This is a genomic window from Paenibacillus sp. GbtcB18 (genome assembly GCF_019091125.1).
GTDB lineage: Bacteria > Bacillota > Bacilli > Paenibacillales > NBRC-103111 > Paenibacillus_F > Paenibacillus_F chitinolyticus.
Window position 1 is genome coordinate 991,239 of record NZ_JAGXJX010000001.1, and the last position, 16,917, is coordinate 1,008,155.

The following is a 16,917-nucleotide window of genomic DNA, read 5'->3' on the forward strand; positions in this document are numbered from 1 at the left end:
GTAAATTATGAACTAAATCTAAAGTACCTAAATCCGAAACCGTTGGGATAAGTCTGCCGGATATGGTACTCTTATCGTATCGAAGTTTGCGAGAGGAGCTTTAAAAGAAATGGCCTATCAGATCGAAACCGCGTTCTCCCCGGTTCACGAATGTCTGCTCAGTTTCCTTTTATATAAACGAAGACAAAACATCAAATATTTGTACGTCGGACCGTCCTGGCTCCAGCAGATCCGTGACGTGATGGAACCTGCTTATCTGGATAAGCTGGACGCGCTGGACGATCTTACGTTCGTCGATCTGCTCTCGGTGCTTGTGGATCAATGTCCGGATGCAGCTTCTATGGAGACTTTCTTGGAATGGGTCAACACTCTTTCGGCGGGTGAACTGTACGAACGGCTCGCGTCTTATATGGCGGACGGCAAAAATCCTGTCTGGCTCCATTTGGGGGAACAAAGAGATTTGTTCACGGAACTGCTCGCTGTCTGGCAGGGGAAATATATGGCCCATTGGAGGGGCATGGATGCTCTGAGAGATGGAGCGCGGGAGGTAGAAGAGGCGGTGCGCACAGGCAAGAAGCCGGAGGATATCGTGGAGACTTTCGTGACCGGAATGCGGATCGAACTGACCCCGATTCGGAAAGTTCATCTGATTCCGGCCTATCATTTCCGGCCTTTGCATACGTTTGCCGTCCTTAAAGACAAGATCAACATTTTATATCCGCACAACATCGAGAAGCCCGATATCTTCACCGTTTCCGCGGCTGCCAAAGCTTTGTCCGACGAGAAAAGGCTGGAGATTCTGAAACTTTTGTCGGTTAAAAGAAGATCTTTCACAGATATAACGAAAGAGATCGGCGGGGCAAAGGGCAACGTTCACCATCATCTTATGACATTGCGCATGGCAGGACTTGTCAGTGTCCATCTTACCGACGAAGCCACATTTCTGGCCTTACGGCCGGGATTGTCGGAGAGATTGAAGCAGCAGGTGGATCATGTTTTAAAAGGCTGACCCGGCAATGCGAAGCAAAACCCGTAAATCGATCAGATAACGAGCCGTAGACGGGCGCGACCGAAGAAAAGCTTTTTTTTTCCATGCAAAACGATCCCATTCGCCCGATTTTCCGAACCATTTTTCCGTCCTTCCTCCCCGCAGATGGCTATACTTAGTTTTGCTCAACCCGTTTTCTATACTTCGTATCCCGACACCGCCGGAATTTCAGTGTTCCCGCGGTTTTTTGGTCCCGAATTTTTTTGTTTTTAATCGGATATCCCGGCGTTAAAAATAAAATAATAACCCGAAAAGCGGGACATACGCTGTGAGACAAAGACGTTCAGGGCAGAAGAAAATGGAGAGGAAGTATCGCCATGGTCGGTAAATTTAAAAGATTGCTAATCGGACGCCCTATGAAAAGCGCGGAAATCGAAGGAGAGAAACTGAACAAGCTTAAGGCGCTTGCCGTCCTGTCTTCCGATGCGCTGTCTTCGGTCGCGTACGGGACCGAGCAGATCCTCATCGTCCTGATGGCCGCTGGTTTTACAGCACTCTGGTATTCGGTTCCCATTTCCCTGGGTGTACTCGGTCTGCTGCTTATTCTCATTTTGTCCTACCGGCAGACCATTTTTGCTTATCCTACCGGGGGCGGCGCCTATATCGTCGCGAAAAATAACCTGGGCGTTCATACCGGACTGCTGGCCGGCGGCTCGCTGCTCGTGGACTACATTCTAACGGTAGCCGTGAGTTCTTCTGCGGGAACCGACGCCATTACGTCGGCGTTCCCGTCCCTGCACGATCACCGGGTGCTGATCGCGCTGACGATGATCCTCTTTCTGACGATCATGAACTTGAGAGGCATCACGGAATCCGCATCGGTGCTTGCTCTGCCGGTTTATTTATTCGTCGTTTCGATCTTTGTGCTGATTATTTCCGGCGTGGTCAAATATTTCACCGGCGGCGTTCATGCAGCTGTGCCCGAGATGAGCACGACCGTGTCGAATATCAGCCTGTTCCTGATCTTGAAAGCATTCAGTTCGGGCTGTTCGGCGCTGACCGGAGTCGAAGCGGTCTCGAACGCCATTCCGAACTTCAAAAAACCGGCCGAACGCAACGCGGCGGCGACACTGGTCATGATGGGCACGATTCTCGGCGCCATGTTCATCGGGATCAGCCTTCTCGCGTACTGGTACGGCATTGCGCCCAGCGAGAAGGAAACCGTCGTTTCGCAAATCGCGAACGCTACCTTCGGCCGCGGATTTATTTATTACTTCATTCAGGGCGTAACGGCGCTGATCTTGTTTTTGGCCGCCAATACGGCGTATTCGGCTTTTCCGCTGCTTGCCTTTATGCTGGCCAAGGACAAATTCATGCCCCGCATGTTTATGGTCCGCGGCGACCGTCTCGGATTTTCGAACGGGATTATCAATCTTGGCGTCTTGTCCGCGCTGCTCGTTATCGTATTCAACGGGAATACCGAAAACCTGATCCCTCTGTACGCCTTGGGGGTGTTTATCCCCTTCACGCTTTCCCAGCTCGGGATGATGGTCCGCTGGATCAAGCTGAAGCCGTCCGGCTGGCTCGGTCGCTTTATCGTCAACACGATCGGCATGTTAACGACGTTAACGATTTCCCTGATCTTTGTTTTCACGAAGTTCAGCCAGATCTGGATGGTGTTTTTCTTCCTGCCGTTTGTCATCTTTATTTTTATCCAGACCAAACGGCATTACGAAAATACGGCCGACCAGCTCCGCATCGACCTTGCCCGCGACAAACCGTTGATCAAAGGAAACACGATTGTCGTTCCGATCGCCGGAATCACTCAAGTCGTGAAACAATCGCTCGGCTACGCCAAATCCGTTACGGACAACGTGGTGGCCGTCTATGTCGGTTTTAACGATGAAGAGATCGAGCGCATGGAGAAAAAGTGGGAAGAGTGGGACCCCGGCGTGCGGCTGATCGTACTTCGTTCGAGCTACCGCAGCATTATCCGGCCGCTCATCAAGTTTGTCGATACGGTGGAGTGGAAAACGGCGGAAACCGACCACATCACGGTGCTGATTCCGCAGTTTATTACCAAGCACTGGTGGCAGCACATTCTGCACAATCAGACCAGCCTCCTGCTTAGAGCCTACTTGTTTAACCGCAAAGATGTGGTCATCTCAACGGTTCCTTATCACTTGAACAAGTGAAAAATAACTCGAAAAATCCGCGGGACACGCGGATTTTTTTATTTCCGGGGAAAGTATGCGATAATTTCCCGGTCAGATCCCGCGCCGCTGCTTTGGTGAGGGAACCGCCACTTCAAACAGCTGCTTCGCTGAAGAATGAAGACGGGAACTAACCGATATTTTGCGTAAAAGCGCGGGACTTTTTTCGTGCGTTGTAAAGGCCTGTGTGCTTTTATCCCGGGCTTTTGCTATCATTATAAAAAAAGAATAAGGGGAAATTATAATGACAACTACTATCGTCAGCCGGTTAAGAGAAGAAACGGCGCCCTTTCACGACCAGATCGAGCAGAACCCGTATGCGAAAGCGATTATGGATAAATCTTTAACACTCGAAACTTACAGGATGTATCTTGAGAAATTTTACGGCTTTATTGTGCCGTCGGAAAAAGCGTTGAGCGCACTGCCCGAATGGGAGGAACGGGGTTTCGATATCGAATCCCGCCTGAAAACGCCCCTTCTCGAAAACGATTTGGAGCAGCTCGGCCTGACGAAGCGGCAAATCGAAGAACTGCCCCGGTGCGGCAATCTTCCGGATGTCTCCACACTGCCCCGCGCCCTCGGCTATTTGTACGTGCTGGAAGGCTCCACGCTTGGCGGGCAATTGATTACAAAGCAATTGAAGGCGATTCTTTCGGTAGACCCTGAAGTGAACGGACGTTATTTCAACAGCTATGGAGCGGAGCTGCGGACCAAATGGAGCGAATTCCGCGAGTTTCTTTTGGAGAATGTGAAAGCAGAAGAACAGGATCAGGTCCTTGCCGCGGCCAAAGAAACCTTTATCCTCCTGGATCAATGGCTAAAGGAAACCCATGGGAGTCATGCGGCTGTAATTTAAAAATTAAGGGACGGATACCTATATGACAGATAGAAACAAAGCGAAAGATCCGGAGGTTCTGAACCGGACTCTCTTAACGGAGGGCAATTTCACCTCCCCGAATGAAGAGATTGACCTGACCAATTGTGACAAGGAGCCTATTCATATTCCCGGCCTTATACAGCCGCACGGTGTCCTTCTTGCCGTTACCAACACGACGGAGAAGCCTTTAATCGTCCAATGCAGCCGGAACGTCGATCTCTTGCTGGGCCGCACTGCGGAGGAACTTCTCGGACGGCCGCTGGAAGAGGTTGTGGGGAAGGCGCAGCTTGCCGCTATGCAGAAAGAACTTGGAAGCCGGACGTTTGATCCTTCCAAGCTTCATTATATGAATATCAGTATAGAAGTCGGGGGCGACCCCGTCTCTTTTTACGGCATTATGCACGAAAGCGACGATCTGCTTATTCTTGAGCTTGAACCCGCGTCTGACAAGGAAGAGCCGGTCTTTCAAGACTACGAATGGATCCAGACATTCTTCTGTAAAATGAAGCGGGCGGGTAACCGGATCGAAGCCAGCCAGATGGCCGCGGAACAGATCAAGGAGATGCTGGGCTACGACCGGGTGATGGTGTACGAATTCGACGAAGAATGGAACGGCAAGGTGATCGCGGAAGCGAAAGAAGAGGGGCTGGAACCGTTTTTGGGCCATCACTATCCCGCATCCGACATTCCCAAGCAGGCCCGGGAGCTGTATTTAAGAAACTGGTTGAGGATGATCGTCGATGTGTACTACAAGCCGGTTGAAATTGTTCCCACGCTTCATCCCGCTACAGGCAGACCGCTCAATCTCAGTTTATCCGTGCTGCGGAGCGTATCCCCTCTGCATATCGAATATTTGCAGAACATGGGAGTAGGAGCGACGACGACGATTTCGCTTATTCACGACAATAAGCTGTGGGGCCTTGTTACCTGCCACCACTATACCCCGAAATATATCACGCACCGGGTCCGCAATCTGTGTAACTTCCTGGGGTTTTTCTTCTCCAGTGAACTGTATCAACGACAGCAGCTCGACGACTATCAGACCGAAATCGAACTGAAGACGATGGCGAACCGGATTTCGAATATTTTTATCGGAAATACCAGCGCGAATCGCGTCATGGAGCAGCTTAAGCTCGAGGAAAGATCGCTTCTCCAAGTGATGAACGCATCCGGTGTCGCCGTCTGCTATAAGGATAAGCTGGCATTATTCGGCGGCACGCCGGAAAAAGAGCAAATCCGGGAACTGGCGTTCTGGATGTCCAGGCAAGCCGACGATTGCGAATATCACACATCCCGGCTCAGCAAGGAGCATCCGCCTGCGGCCGCGTACAAAAAGACCGCTTCCGGGGCGCTCTACCTGTCTCTATCGTCGGACGGCAAAGATTATATCATCTGGTTCCGCCCCGAGGTCGTCCAAATCGTCAATTGGGCGGGCGATCCTGCCAAGGCCGTGCTTAAAGAGAACGACGGCGTCCGGCTGTCTCCGCGCAAATCGTTCGAGAAATGGAGACAGGTTGTCGAGTCGTCGTCTCTGCCATGGAAAATCCAGGAGCTGCGGGCGCTGCCCGACCTGAAATCGATCGTTCTTAAACAGACAGAAAACCAGATGAGGCAGGCGGAGGAACAGGCTCAGCAAAATTCCCGTATTCTTAAGGAAAACGAGAAAAGGTATTTGCAGCTTATGGAGCTTTCACCCGTTGCCTTCTTCACGATCACGGAAAACCGTGTCGTGTATTGCAACGAACAGGGTGCGGAGCTTTTCGAAGCCGCCAGTCCGGAAGAACTGATCGGCAAAGCGGTGGCGGATTTTGTTCATCCCGAATTCCTTCCGGTTTTGCAGCGGAAAATGGCGGAGCTGGACGCCAACGCGCTTTCGTTGTTTTCTATGAGCGGCAGATACGTAACCGTGACGGGAGGGGATCTGCAGCTTGAGATTACGATGGCGAGCGTCGTGTACGGCGGCAAGCCTTCCCTGTTTGCCATCGCGCGGCGCAAAGAGGAAGGGGGGAAAGAGGTGTTCTCGGAAGTCAGCAACCAATTGCAGACGTTTATTAACACGGACTCCCTGACCGAAATGCCTAACCGCCGCTTCTTCGACGAGTATCTGAGGAAGGAGTGGAAGCGCGCCGCAGGCGCAGGATTGCCGGTTTCCCTGATTCTGATGGACATCGACCATTTCAAAGCCTACAACGCTTTGTACGGCTATCAGGGCGGAGACACCTGCCTGCAGTGGATGTCGGACATTCTGGTTGCGATCGGCAAGCCGAACGAAGCGGTAATCGCCCGGTACGGCGGTGGGACGTTCGTCCTCCGGCTGGAAGCTGCGATTGAGAAGGCCGTCGATTTGGCGGAACAGATCCGGCTCGGTGTTCTCTCCATGAAAATCCCGCAGACTCATACCGACAGCGGCGATTACCTCACCGTCAGTCTGGGTGTGTCATCGGCTTATCCGAAGCCGGGCAGCGGTGAGGACGATCTCGTCTATGCGGCGGAGCATGCGCTGCAGAATGCGAAAAACGAAGGCAGAAACCGAGTATCGGTTATCCAACCGGTATAAAGCGCACGATAGAAAGACCCTGTAAAGCCTATGAAGGCTCTGCAGGGTCTTTTGTCTGTGAAGGACGTGTATGCGGCCCCTATCGTGTAGGTGCCGATCCGGAGCACGCCTACCGGGAGGGCTGCATAGGATGCCTGATGAGAAGAAAATTTTAAAGACGTTTAGGAAACGGCGCCCCGACGTAATAATTACATACAATAGTTTAGAAAATAGGTGAAAATCGGGTCTCATAGATAGGTTTGACGGTTTACAAGCGGAAGAGAAGGGACTATAATCAAGTTAATATTTTGCGTGAGAGAAACATTTATGCACGCAGGTAACTTTTAGGCAAGAGGTGAGTACTATGGCTGAGCAGGGCATCACGAAATATAAACGAATACCTCTTAACGCGGAATCCGTTTTGAACGGGGACGTGAAGGGACTTAAACGATTACTTCCTTTTCTGGGGCCGGCGTTTATCGCAGCGGTCGCTTACCTGGACCCCGGAAATTTTGCAACCAATATTACGGCGGGTTCGAAGTATGGCTATCTCCTTCTCTGGGTGATTGCCGTGTCGAATCTGATGGCGGTTCTTATTCAGGCTTTATCGGCGAAACTCGGCATTGCGACAGGCATGAACCTGCCGGAAGTCGCTCGTGAACGGTTTCCGAAGCCGGTCTCGATCTTTTTGTGGATTCAGAGCGAGCTGGTTATCATCGCAACGGATCTGGCCGAATTCATAGGTGCGGCCTTGGGCCTGTATCTGCTGTTCGACATTCCGATGCTGCCGGCCGCGCTGATTACGGCGGTAGGCTCATTCGCCATTCTTGAACTGCAGCGGCGGGGGTACAGATCCCTGGAAGCCGGAATAGCCGGCATGATCCTGATTGTCGTCTGTTCCTTTGCGCTTCAGGTGATCAACGCGCAGCCGGATGTCGGGGCTGTCGCCGCGGGGATTATCACTCCGAAATTCCAAGGGGTCGACAGCATTTTGCTTGCGGCGGGGATGTTGGGGGCTACCGTTATGCCGCATGCCATTTATTTGCACTCGTCTTTGACTCAGAAACGGATTGTCGGCAAGAACGAGCAAGAGAAAAAACGGATTTTCAAGCTTGAATTTATCGATATCGTCCTGGCGATGGTGATCGCGGGCGCGGTAAACATGGCGATGGTCATTATATCCGCCGCCTTGTTTTTCAAAAACGGACTCGGTGTGGAGGAACTCGACGAAGCGTTCCACAAGTTTTACGAGCTGGCCGGTCCGGTATCCGCCGTATCGTTCGGTCTGGCCCTCTTGATAGCGGGTCTTTCCAGCGCATCCGTCGGAACGTTAGCCGGGGACGTAGTCATGCAGGGCTTTATCAACAAACGGATTAATTTATATCTGCGCCGAGCCATTACGACCATTCCGCCGCTGGTTATTATCATTCTGGGAATCGATGCGACCAGAGCGCTTATTATGAGCCAGGTTGTGTTATCGTTCGGCATCGCATTCGCGCTGGTGCCCCTTCTGCTCTTTACGAGCAACCGCTCGATTATGGGAGGCCTCGTCAATCAGCGCTGGACGACGGTGCTCGGTTGGATCATCGCCGCAATCGTTATTTTACTAAATTTGTTTCTGGTGGTTACGACATTCATTTAACCGGCATGAGCCGTGCAAGCCGCACTTATGAAGCCTCTCTGAATCAGGGAGGCTTTTTTCATTGAGGGAACTCGAATGCAAAAGAAAAGATACCCGTCACCGCCCGTGTCAAGCGGGAAAGCTAGGGGTATCTTTTTTCGTCATTTCGTCGACGGTTCTGCTGAAAGGTATTTTTCTAATTGTCCGGGTATGCCTGGCCGTCTGAAAGCGGAATATAGGAACCCCGGTAGCGTTCCAGAACGGATTCCGGGCATTCCACGGTAAGCCGTGCGCCGTCCGCCTCGTAGCGGACAGAACGGACGCGGGCGTATTCATTGAAATAAGCGGCCACGTGGCTCTGATCGTAAGGAACGAGCAGCTCGCAATGAACCTCGTGCCGGAAGATGCGCTCCCGGATCTGCTCCGTCAATTCGGAGATTCCGGCTCTTAGTTTGGCGGAAATCACGACATGGCCGTTATCCGCACTAGGAAACTCAAGAGAGGACAGGTCCGCCTTGTTGTACACGATCAGCTTCGGGATATGATCGGCTCCAAGCTCCTTGAGCGTTTCCTCCGTGACCGCCATCTGCTGTTCGTACACCGGGCTGGAACTGTCGACGACATGAAGCAGCAAATCCGCTTCCGCAACTTCTTCCAGCGTAGAGCGGAACGCTTTAACGAGATGGTGGGGAAGCTGGCTGACAAATCCGACCGTGTCGGTCAGCAGGAACGATTTACGGTCCTGCAGCCGGATGCTGCGCACGGACGTCTCCAGTGTGGCGAACAGCCGGTCTTCCGCCATAACCTGCTTCCCGGGGCCGGGATTGAGCGCCTCCATCATGGCGTTCATCAGACTGGATTTGCCCGCATTCGTATAGCCGACGAGACAGACGACGGGAACTTCGGTCTTGCGGCGTTTCTTGCGCTGGGTTTGGCGGTGGCTGACGAGCTGCTCCAGTTCCTTCTGAAGCATGACGATCCGCTCTTCGATTCTGCGCCGGTCCAGCTCCAGCTTCGTTTCCCCTGCGCCTCTGTTCTTAAGGCCCGCACCGCCGCCTTGGCGTCCAAGCGACTCGCGCAAACCGACCAGACGGGGGAGCATATAGTGGAGCCGGGCAACCTCGACTTGCAGCTGAGCTTCTCTGGTACGGGCTCTCTCCGCGAAAATCGCGAGAATCAAGGCCGTCCGGTCCATAACGGTCCGGTCTAAAGCGGCTTCCAGATTGCGCAGTTGCGAAGGCGTAAGCTCATCGTTGCAGATGACGAGATCGGCGCCGTGCGCTTCGATCAGTTCCTGCAGCTCTTCGATTTTTCCTTTTCCGATATAGTGGGAAGGATTGCTGCGGGCGAGCTTCTGGGTCAGCATACCGGCTTCTTCGATCCCGGCCGCGGCGGCCAGATTAGCGAGCTCTTCCATAAAATAGCCGAAATCCTCGCGGTTACCCGGATGAATCCCGATAAGAATTGCTTTTTGTTTGTGTCGTTCCAAACCAATCATCCTCTCGATAGCAAAATAAAAACAGCACAAGAATAGTTCCTGTGCCGGAATACAAGAGAACCGGGCATAGAAATCGCGCGGATTTCCTGCCCTGCGGATATATAGGGTCTATAGATGAACCTCTTCGTCTAACCGATCGAGGGTTACCTGTAAAATGACAGACCTATCCCGTAGTCCTCTGCACACGACACACAGAGTCTTTGACGCCATCCTTAGATGTGCAAAGATCTGACCCGGATAAAATCCACCACACGTAACGCCTCCTTTGATAAGTTACATTTACTTTATCACAGCCGCCGCCGTCTTCCGAGGGACAGTTCTCTTTATAGCCGTTCTTTACAGGCCTTATAAAAGCGCCCGGGAGCAAATCGCCGTGAACGATGCACCATCCCGTGTTAGAATACATAGAGCCCAAAAACCAAAAAAGTCCATTCAAAACACAACCAAAAGGAAGCGGTATCTATGATATTCACCCAAGAGGAAGTACAGCGGATCAGAGAACAATCGCCGGTGATGGAGTCCGAGGGAGCTCTGACCGAAGAACTGCTTAACCTGATTTATCAAAACAGATGGTTTAAATTGTTCGTCCCGGACGATTTGAACGGTAGGATGTCTTCTCTACCGGACGCTCTCCGGGTTTTCCAGGAGTGTTCTCGCGTAGACGGAGGTTTAGGCTGGCTGGTGACCATCGGAGCGGGCGGCGGATTTTTCGCTTCGTTAATGAAGCCGGAAGTCGGAGCGGCCTTGTTTGCCGATGAAAAAGCCGTCGTTGCGGGCAGCGGCGCGCCAACCGGTACGGCCAGGCGGGTCGAAAACGGCTATCGGGTGAGCGGCCGCTGGAAATATTGCAGCGGCGCGGCCCACGCCACGATGTTCACCGCTAACTGTATAGTTGAAGCGCCGGAAGGGGTGGAACCGGGAGAGAATGCGGAAATCCGTGCGTTTATTTTCACGCCGGATCAAGTCCGTATTCACCCGGACTGGAATACATTCGGCCTCAAGGCGACCGGGAGCCACAGCATTTCCGTTGCGGACCTGTTCGTCCCGGACAAAATGACGTTTGTGTTCACGGAAGTACACGCCTATGGAGACGAGCTTATTTACCGGTACCCGTTTATCCCGTTTGCCCAGGCTTCTTTTGCCGCGGTTGCCCTGGGAATCGCCGCTCATTTCGCTGAAGCGGCCCGCGACTATATCCGCGTGAAGGAACGGAAAGCGAACGTTCAGAGGAAGCTGGAAGAGCAGGAGGCCCTTCTGAGCAGGACGGAATCCGATTTCTATTCGGCAATAACGCGCTCGTGGGACGAGCTTGTCCTGAACGGAAGTTTGTCCGAGGCCGGCGAGAAGCAGGTGTCCGAACAATGCCTGAGCGCCGTACGCAGCGTGCTGACAGGTACGTTTGAACTCTTTTCGCTGCTGGGTTTGTCGGCGGCCATGGAAGACAGTCCGGTTAACCGGACATGGAGAGATCTGCAAACCGTATGCCAGCACAGCCTGCTTTTGCCGGAAGCATAAGGCACGCACTCCTTTCATTCGTACTGAGACGGAACCCAAAAGAGAGTCAGACTGTAAGCAGTCTGGCCCTTTTTGTTAGATAATACTTGCAAATCCGTACGGTGTGGCATATGATGGATTTAAATTAGTGATTGGCCAATCAATAACTAGAATTAATTCAGAAGCAAGGAGCTGTCTCTATGGTCAAAAAAAATACATCCTCCGCGAGCCGCCGGACCGATATCGTGTCGGCCGCTATCGAAGTATTTGCGGAAATCGGCTATTACCGGGCGACTACGGCACAGGTTGCGGAACGCGCAGCCATTTCCCAGCCGTACGTGTACCGTTTTTTCACCAAAGAGTCCTTGCTCGTCGAAGCACTTGAAGTATCGTGGCAGCGGATAGAAACGGCATTCCGGCAAGTGCTGGAATCGGCTTCGCCCGACACGCTGGAGAGAGGTTTCATTGAAGCGTACGAAGCCATTTTGGCCGCTCACGGGAGCGAAATTTTGCTTCAAATGCAGGCGCAGACGATCCGGGAGGAAGCCGTCCGCAAGACGATGCAGGAGGGGATGAGCCGCATTAAACGGCTTGTGTTGAACGCTTTTGAAGAGGCGGGGATGGAAGACGCGGAACGGCGGACATCGGATTTTCTGGCCAGAGGCATGCTGTGCAATGTGTCGATGGCGATCGGGTTACCGGACCTGATGCTAAAAAAATAAAACAGGCATCGGAAAAATTTTTTTTGACAAGCAGTAATTGGTCAATCAATAACATATAAAGGAGCGGTTATTATGAAAAAAGCGGTTGTTTTGGGTGCGACAGGCGGAGTGGGAACGACTCTTACGGAAGAATTGGTCAAACGGGGGATAGAAACGGTCGCTTTCGGCCGTTCCTTCGCCAAACTGGAAAAGCTGAAGCTGGAGCTGGGAAATCCTCCGAATTTAAAACTGGTGAAGGGAAATGCTTTCGACTCCGCCGATATCATCAAAGCCGCGGAAGGCGCCGATGTTTTGTTTCACAGTGCGAACGTTCCTTACAATGAGATGGAATCGAGACTTTTGCCTCTTGGCGAAGCCGTTATGAAAGCGGCCGAGCACTTGGCCGTTAAAGTTGTCGTGGTGGACGGAATTTATCCGTACGGCAGGAGAACCGGCGCGGCGAAGGCAGAGGAGGATCACCCCAAACAGCCGCATACGCGTAAAGGCAAAGTGAGGCTTGCGTACGAGCAGATGATTTTCGAATCCCGCTGGAAGAGAGCGAAGCCCCTTATCGTTCGGCTGCCCGATTACTACGGTCCTTCCGCGCAGGTTTCTTATCTTTCCGTTACTATGGAAGCGATAGCCGCCGGGAAGCCGACTGTTTTTATCGGCAATATGACTGTTCCGCGGGAGTATGTGTATTTGCCGGACGCCTCCAGGATGATTGTCGAGATTGCCGGCCGTGACGGTACCGAGGGCCAGAACTGGCACATTCCGGGACCGGGGCTTTTGTCGGGAAAAGAACTCGTTCAACTCGCGCAGCGGGCCAGCGGCAAACGAAAGGCGGTATATCCCCTTGGACGCGTGAGCCTGTCATTGGCGGGTCTTTTTAACCCCGTGCTGAAGGATATCGTCGAAATGCTTTACTTGACCGAAGAACCGTTCGTATTGAGCGGCCGGAAGTATGAACAGGAAATCGGCCCGATCCTATGGACGCCTCACGAGAAAGCTGTCTCCGATACGATTCACGCTCTGATGAACCGAAATAAAGCGTAACTATCCATACTGTAAAACCTGTCCGCGGTTCGCTGCCTTTTATAAAAGAAAGTCAAAATAGGCATGCTATATCCGAGGTGATTCCGATGAATGAAGGACTGACGAATAATACCGATTTCGAAGCGATTTACGAAAATTACAAGCAGCAGGGAGAGTTACAGGCCGTTCAGGAGCTGACGGAATCCGCAGCCTCGGACGGTTTGGAATCGATCGTGGCTGTCCGCAAAAACGAAGACGGGGACATTATCGCCGTCAAAACGTCCTCCGGCCGCGAGCTCGACTATGTCTCCGCCTTGAATGAAGCCAAGTCCGGCAACCTAGCCCATGTAGACGTGTTTCACCGGTACGGCCGCGATATTCTCCGCAGCGAGCCCGATGGAATTAAGTCGAACAATCTGGATCAGCTGCCTCCCTTTTAGGCAGCATGCATAAGAGAAGAGCCCGACGAGGTCGGGCTCTTTTTTACGTGCGAAGAAGTTAATGAGGGCTATAAATCGAATAAGCGAAATGATACAGCGAATTATCGTTGGCATTCAGTTGTGTTCCGCCGGAATATACGAGAAGAGGGATAATATCGTAATAGTGAGTTGAAGCGTAGCCGTAGAACACATTTTGTCCGATGGCAGGCTGTATTCCGTTGATCGCTACGCTGAAGGTTCCGTTGCTGCTCGTCGTACCCGTTCCGCTATAAATTTTGTTGTTCAGTTTGGTTTGTATATAGACGGTAACCGGAGCATTGAAAGCGGGTGCTCCCGAAGCGTCTTTGGCAATGCCGGTCACCGTCATGTAGTTCTGAATTCTCCATTTGTTGCCTTCCCCGTAATTGATCCGTTGTCCGGCGTCGACATTCGGTTCCGATTTGATGCTTACGATTTCGACCGAAGCGGGTGCTTTGTATTCACTGAAAGTAAGTGAATACGGAACGGAAGCATTAAACGAATTCAGGGATACTACCCGCAGATAATAGGTGCCGGGTGTCAGGGAGGCGTCCACATCTTTGTTCTGGTCCACTGTGCCGAGCGACCCCAAATTCTGATTGAAAATCTGCAGTTGATAGGTTGTGCCCGGTGCGTTGTTGGCCAGTTTGATATGGAAAGATTTTGCGGCGGTAACGGTATATTTGATCCAATCGGCGTCCAGGCTGTTGTCGATCGTCTGGCCGCTGACCGTAAACGTATCTGTTTTCTGCTGGGCATGCCAGATGTTATCGTCCGGCTCAGCCGCATCGTAGGATGGCGATTCTACAACCGTAAAGTAATAAGACGTGTTGGCATCGAATCCCGTGTAGGCCGAAACCGCGAGGAAGTAAATACCTGCGGGTGCTATCCGGCTGATTTGTTCATTGGATTGAGGACCGTAGGAGGAAGTCCCCTGCTCGACCAAACTGCTCGTTGCCGGGTCGTAGCGGAATAAGTGAAGATCGTAATCAATGGAGGCGGAAGGAATCGTTTGAAGATAGGCGGTCAGTTTGCCCGGAGCGTTCGTTTGGAAGACGTACCACCGCTGTCCGCCCTCTTCCGTAATTTTATCCGCATAAACAGCTCCCGTTACGACTTGTATCGCATTGTTCGGGTTGTTATTGAGTGCGGCATTCACGTTTACGGATAATCCTTGACCGCGAGCCGCTTTATCCAGAGACAGAGGAGCTTCAAGAGGCTTGCGGGTTTCCGGCAGAGCATCGCGCCGGGACTTGAAATCGGCCGGGGAGGTTAATTCACCTCCCTTTACGACAGGCGGCGCTGCCGCAGGCGGTACCGACGCGGACGCTTCCGCTTGTCCGGCAAGCCCGCTTAATAGGGCCGAGCCTGCGATAGCGAGTGACAAAAACCATTTTTTCAACATGTGTTTCTTCCTCACCTTCTCCATAAAATTACCGCGCAGGCGGTTATATGTAAGCGCAGAACGCTTCATATCGGAAGACTATATCAGTCGGGTATAAACTGCCGTGCAGCAATAACATCCGGAGAAAGGAAGAGGGAGAATGATAGAATCAAAATATGTGCCAATATTTACCAAGATTCTAGCACGCGTCATTTTTAACTGTCAATAAAATCCATCTCGTACTTTAGCCTTATTTTTAAAAATCCGCCGATACGTCAAACTTTGAAAGAAAACGGCTTTTTTTCAATCGTGCATTGAGTTGTCCACCCCGTAACGCTTATAATAAAGCGAGTAAAAAGTTTATAAGAAAAGGTGTCTATTCATGAGCATATTAAACGTAGAACGACTGAGCCACGGTTTTGGAGACCGCGCGATCTTTAACGACGTATCTTTCCGCCTCCTGAAAGGCGAACATATCGGACTCATCGGTGCCAACGGAGAAGGTAAGTCTACCTTCATGAACATTATTACGGGCAAGCTCCAGCCGGATGACGGCAAAGTGGAATGGTCGAAACGGATGCGGGTCGGGTATTTGGATCAGCATGCGGTTCTCAACAAAGGCATGACTATCCGCGATGTTCTTAAAGGAGCTTTTCAATATCTGTTCGACATGGAACAGGAAATGAACGGCATGTATGAGAAAATGGGGGATGTCACTCCGGAAGAGCTGGAGCAGCTGCTTGAAGACGTCGGCACGATCCAGGATACGCTAACCAATCAGGATTTTTATATGATCGACGCCAAAATCGAAGAAACCGCCCGCGGCCTCGGCCTTACGGATATCGGGCTTGACAAGGACGTCAACGACCTCAGCGGCGGTCAGCGGACGAAGGTTCTGCTGGCGAAGCTGCTTCTGGAGAAGCCGGATATCCTTCTCCTTGACGAGCCTACCAACTATCTGGATGAGCAGCATATCGAATGGCTGAAACGCTATTTGCAGGAGTACGAGAATGCCTTTATTCTGATTTCGCACGACATTCCGTTCCTGAACAGCGTCATTAACCTGATTTATCATATGGAAAACCAGGAGTTAAACCGCTACGTAGGCGACTATGATCACTTTAAGCAAGTCTATGAAATGAAAAAACAGCAGCTGGAATCGGCTTATAAGCGCCAGCAGCAGGAAATCGCGGACCTGAAAGACTTCGTGGCCCGTAACAAAGCGAGCGTCGCCACTCGGAATATGGCCATGTCCCGGCAAAAGAAACTCGACAAAATGGACGTAATCGAGCTGGCCAAAGAGAAACCGAAACCGCAGTTTAACTTTAAAGAGGGCCGAACGTCAGGTAAACTGATTTTCGAAACGAAAGACCTGGTCATCGGTTATGAAGAGCCGCTGTCCAGACCGCTCAATCTCCGCATGGAGCGCGGTCAGAAAATCGCTCTGGTCGGTGCCAACGGAATCGGTAAAACGACCCTGCTGCGCAGCATTCTCGGAGAAATACCCGCATTGTCAGGGTCCGTGCAGCTCGGCGAGAACCTCAGCATCGGGTACTTCGAACAGGAAATGAAAGAGGCCAACTACAACACGTGCATCGATGAAATATGGAAAGAGTTTCCTTCCTACACTCAGTTTGAAGTGCGTGCCGCTCTGGCGAAATGCGGTTTGACGACCAAGCATATCGAGAGCAAAATCACGGTGCTAAGCGGCGGAGAGAAAGCCAAAGTTCGTCTCTGCAAGCTGATCAACAACGAAACCAACCTGCTTGTATTCGACGAGCCGACCAACCACTTGGACGTGGATGCGAAGGAAGAATTAGCCCGCGCGCTCAAAGCTTACAAAGGCAGCATCCTGCTCATTTCCCACGAACCCGAATTTTATCGTGAAGTTGTTACGGAAACCTGGAACTGCGAATCCTGGACGACGAAAGTGTTCTAATCGTCCCGGCCAGGTTACATGTACTCAGAAAAGTCCTGCCAAGCAATTGCTGCGGCAGGCTTTTTTTGTGAAGAAAAAAAGGGGAACAAACATTCGATCTTAATGTTTTGTTCGCACAAAGCCCAGGAGGAATGTGGTAAAATGGGGGAGCAAAGAATACAAGGAAGGTGAAT

Annotated in this window: 12 protein-coding genes; 10 read left to right on the forward strand and 2 right to left on the reverse strand. The window is 51.8% G+C overall.

Annotated features, from left to right (window positions below):
• The first annotated feature begins 109 nt into the window (after positions 1–109).
• From KVT34_RS04535 to KVT34_RS04555, 5 genes are all read left to right on the forward strand, one after another.
• Positions 110–1,009, forward strand: a complete 900-nt coding sequence (locus KVT34_RS04535; protein ID WP_217556915.1) for a winged helix-turn-helix domain-containing protein — start codon at positions 110–112, stop codon at positions 1,007–1,009.
• A gap of 356 nt (positions 1,010–1,365) precedes the next feature.
• The gene (locus KVT34_RS04540) at positions 1,366–3,183 is read left to right on the forward strand and encodes an APC family permease (protein WP_217556917.1); all 1,818 of its coding nucleotides are present in this window, start codon (positions 1,366–1,368) and stop codon (positions 3,181–3,183) included.
• A gap of 262 nt (positions 3,184–3,445) precedes the next feature.
• Entirely contained in the window at positions 3,446–4,057 is a 612-nt protein-coding gene (locus tag KVT34_RS04545) for a biliverdin-producing heme oxygenase (protein WP_217556919.1), read from the forward strand.
• 22 nt (positions 4,058–4,079) lie between these two features.
• Positions 4,080–6,635: a diguanylate cyclase domain-containing protein gene (locus tag KVT34_RS04550; RefSeq protein WP_217556921.1), complete on the forward strand. Its 2,556-nt coding sequence runs from the start codon at positions 4,080–4,082 to the stop codon at positions 6,633–6,635.
• 343 nt (positions 6,636–6,978) lie between these two features.
• Positions 6,979–8,256 (forward strand): Nramp family divalent metal transporter, encoded by a 1,278-nt coding sequence (locus KVT34_RS04555; protein WP_217556924.1) that lies wholly within the window; start codon positions 6,979–6,981, stop codon positions 8,254–8,256.
• Between the two features lie 175 nt (positions 8,257–8,431).
• On the opposite strand, the gene hflX is transcribed toward KVT34_RS04555, so the two are convergent.
• Positions 8,432–9,724 (reverse strand): GTPase HflX, encoded by a 1,293-nt coding sequence (hflX, locus tag KVT34_RS04560; protein ID WP_217556926.1) that lies wholly within the window; start codon positions 9,722–9,724, stop codon positions 8,432–8,434.
• 471 nt (positions 9,725–10,195) lie between these two features.
• Here hflX and KVT34_RS04565 point away from each other — a divergent pair, with 471 nt between their 5' ends.
• The 4 genes from KVT34_RS04565 to KVT34_RS04580 all read left to right on the forward strand — a co-directional run bounded on the left by KVT34_RS04565 (position 10,196) and on the right by KVT34_RS04580 (position 13,403).
• On the forward strand, positions 10,196–11,248 hold the full coding sequence (locus KVT34_RS04565; protein ID WP_217556928.1) for an acyl-CoA dehydrogenase family protein: 1,053 nt from the start codon (positions 10,196–10,198) through the stop codon (positions 11,246–11,248).
• A gap of 179 nt (positions 11,249–11,427) precedes the next feature.
• A complete protein-coding gene (locus KVT34_RS04570) occupies positions 11,428–11,949 on the forward strand; it encodes a TetR/AcrR family transcriptional regulator (RefSeq protein ID WP_217556930.1) in 522 nt (173 codons plus the stop codon).
• A gap of 72 nt (positions 11,950–12,021) precedes the next feature.
• Positions 12,022–12,984: an SDR family NAD(P)-dependent oxidoreductase gene (locus KVT34_RS04575; RefSeq protein ID WP_217556932.1), complete on the forward strand. Its 963-nt coding sequence runs from the start codon at positions 12,022–12,024 to the stop codon at positions 12,982–12,984.
• A gap of 86 nt (positions 12,985–13,070) precedes the next feature.
• Complete coding sequence (locus KVT34_RS04580) at positions 13,071–13,403, forward strand: DUF3892 domain-containing protein (protein WP_217556934.1); 333 nt, start codon at positions 13,071–13,073, stop codon at positions 13,401–13,403.
• A 58-nt stretch (positions 13,404–13,461) separates the two neighbouring features.
• Here KVT34_RS04580 and KVT34_RS04585 read toward each other — a convergent pair whose 3' ends face one another.
• Complete coding sequence (locus tag KVT34_RS04585; RefSeq protein WP_217556936.1) at positions 13,462–14,826, reverse strand: Ig-like domain-containing protein; 1,365 nt, start codon at positions 14,824–14,826, stop codon at positions 13,462–13,464.
• A 361-nt stretch (positions 14,827–15,187) separates the two neighbouring features.
• Here KVT34_RS04585 and KVT34_RS04590 point away from each other — a divergent pair, with 361 nt between their 5' ends.
• A complete protein-coding gene (locus tag KVT34_RS04590) occupies positions 15,188–16,744 on the forward strand; it encodes an ABC-F family ATP-binding cassette domain-containing protein (protein ID WP_217556939.1) in 1,557 nt (518 codons plus the stop codon).
• Positions 16,745–16,917: the final 173 nt, after the last annotated feature.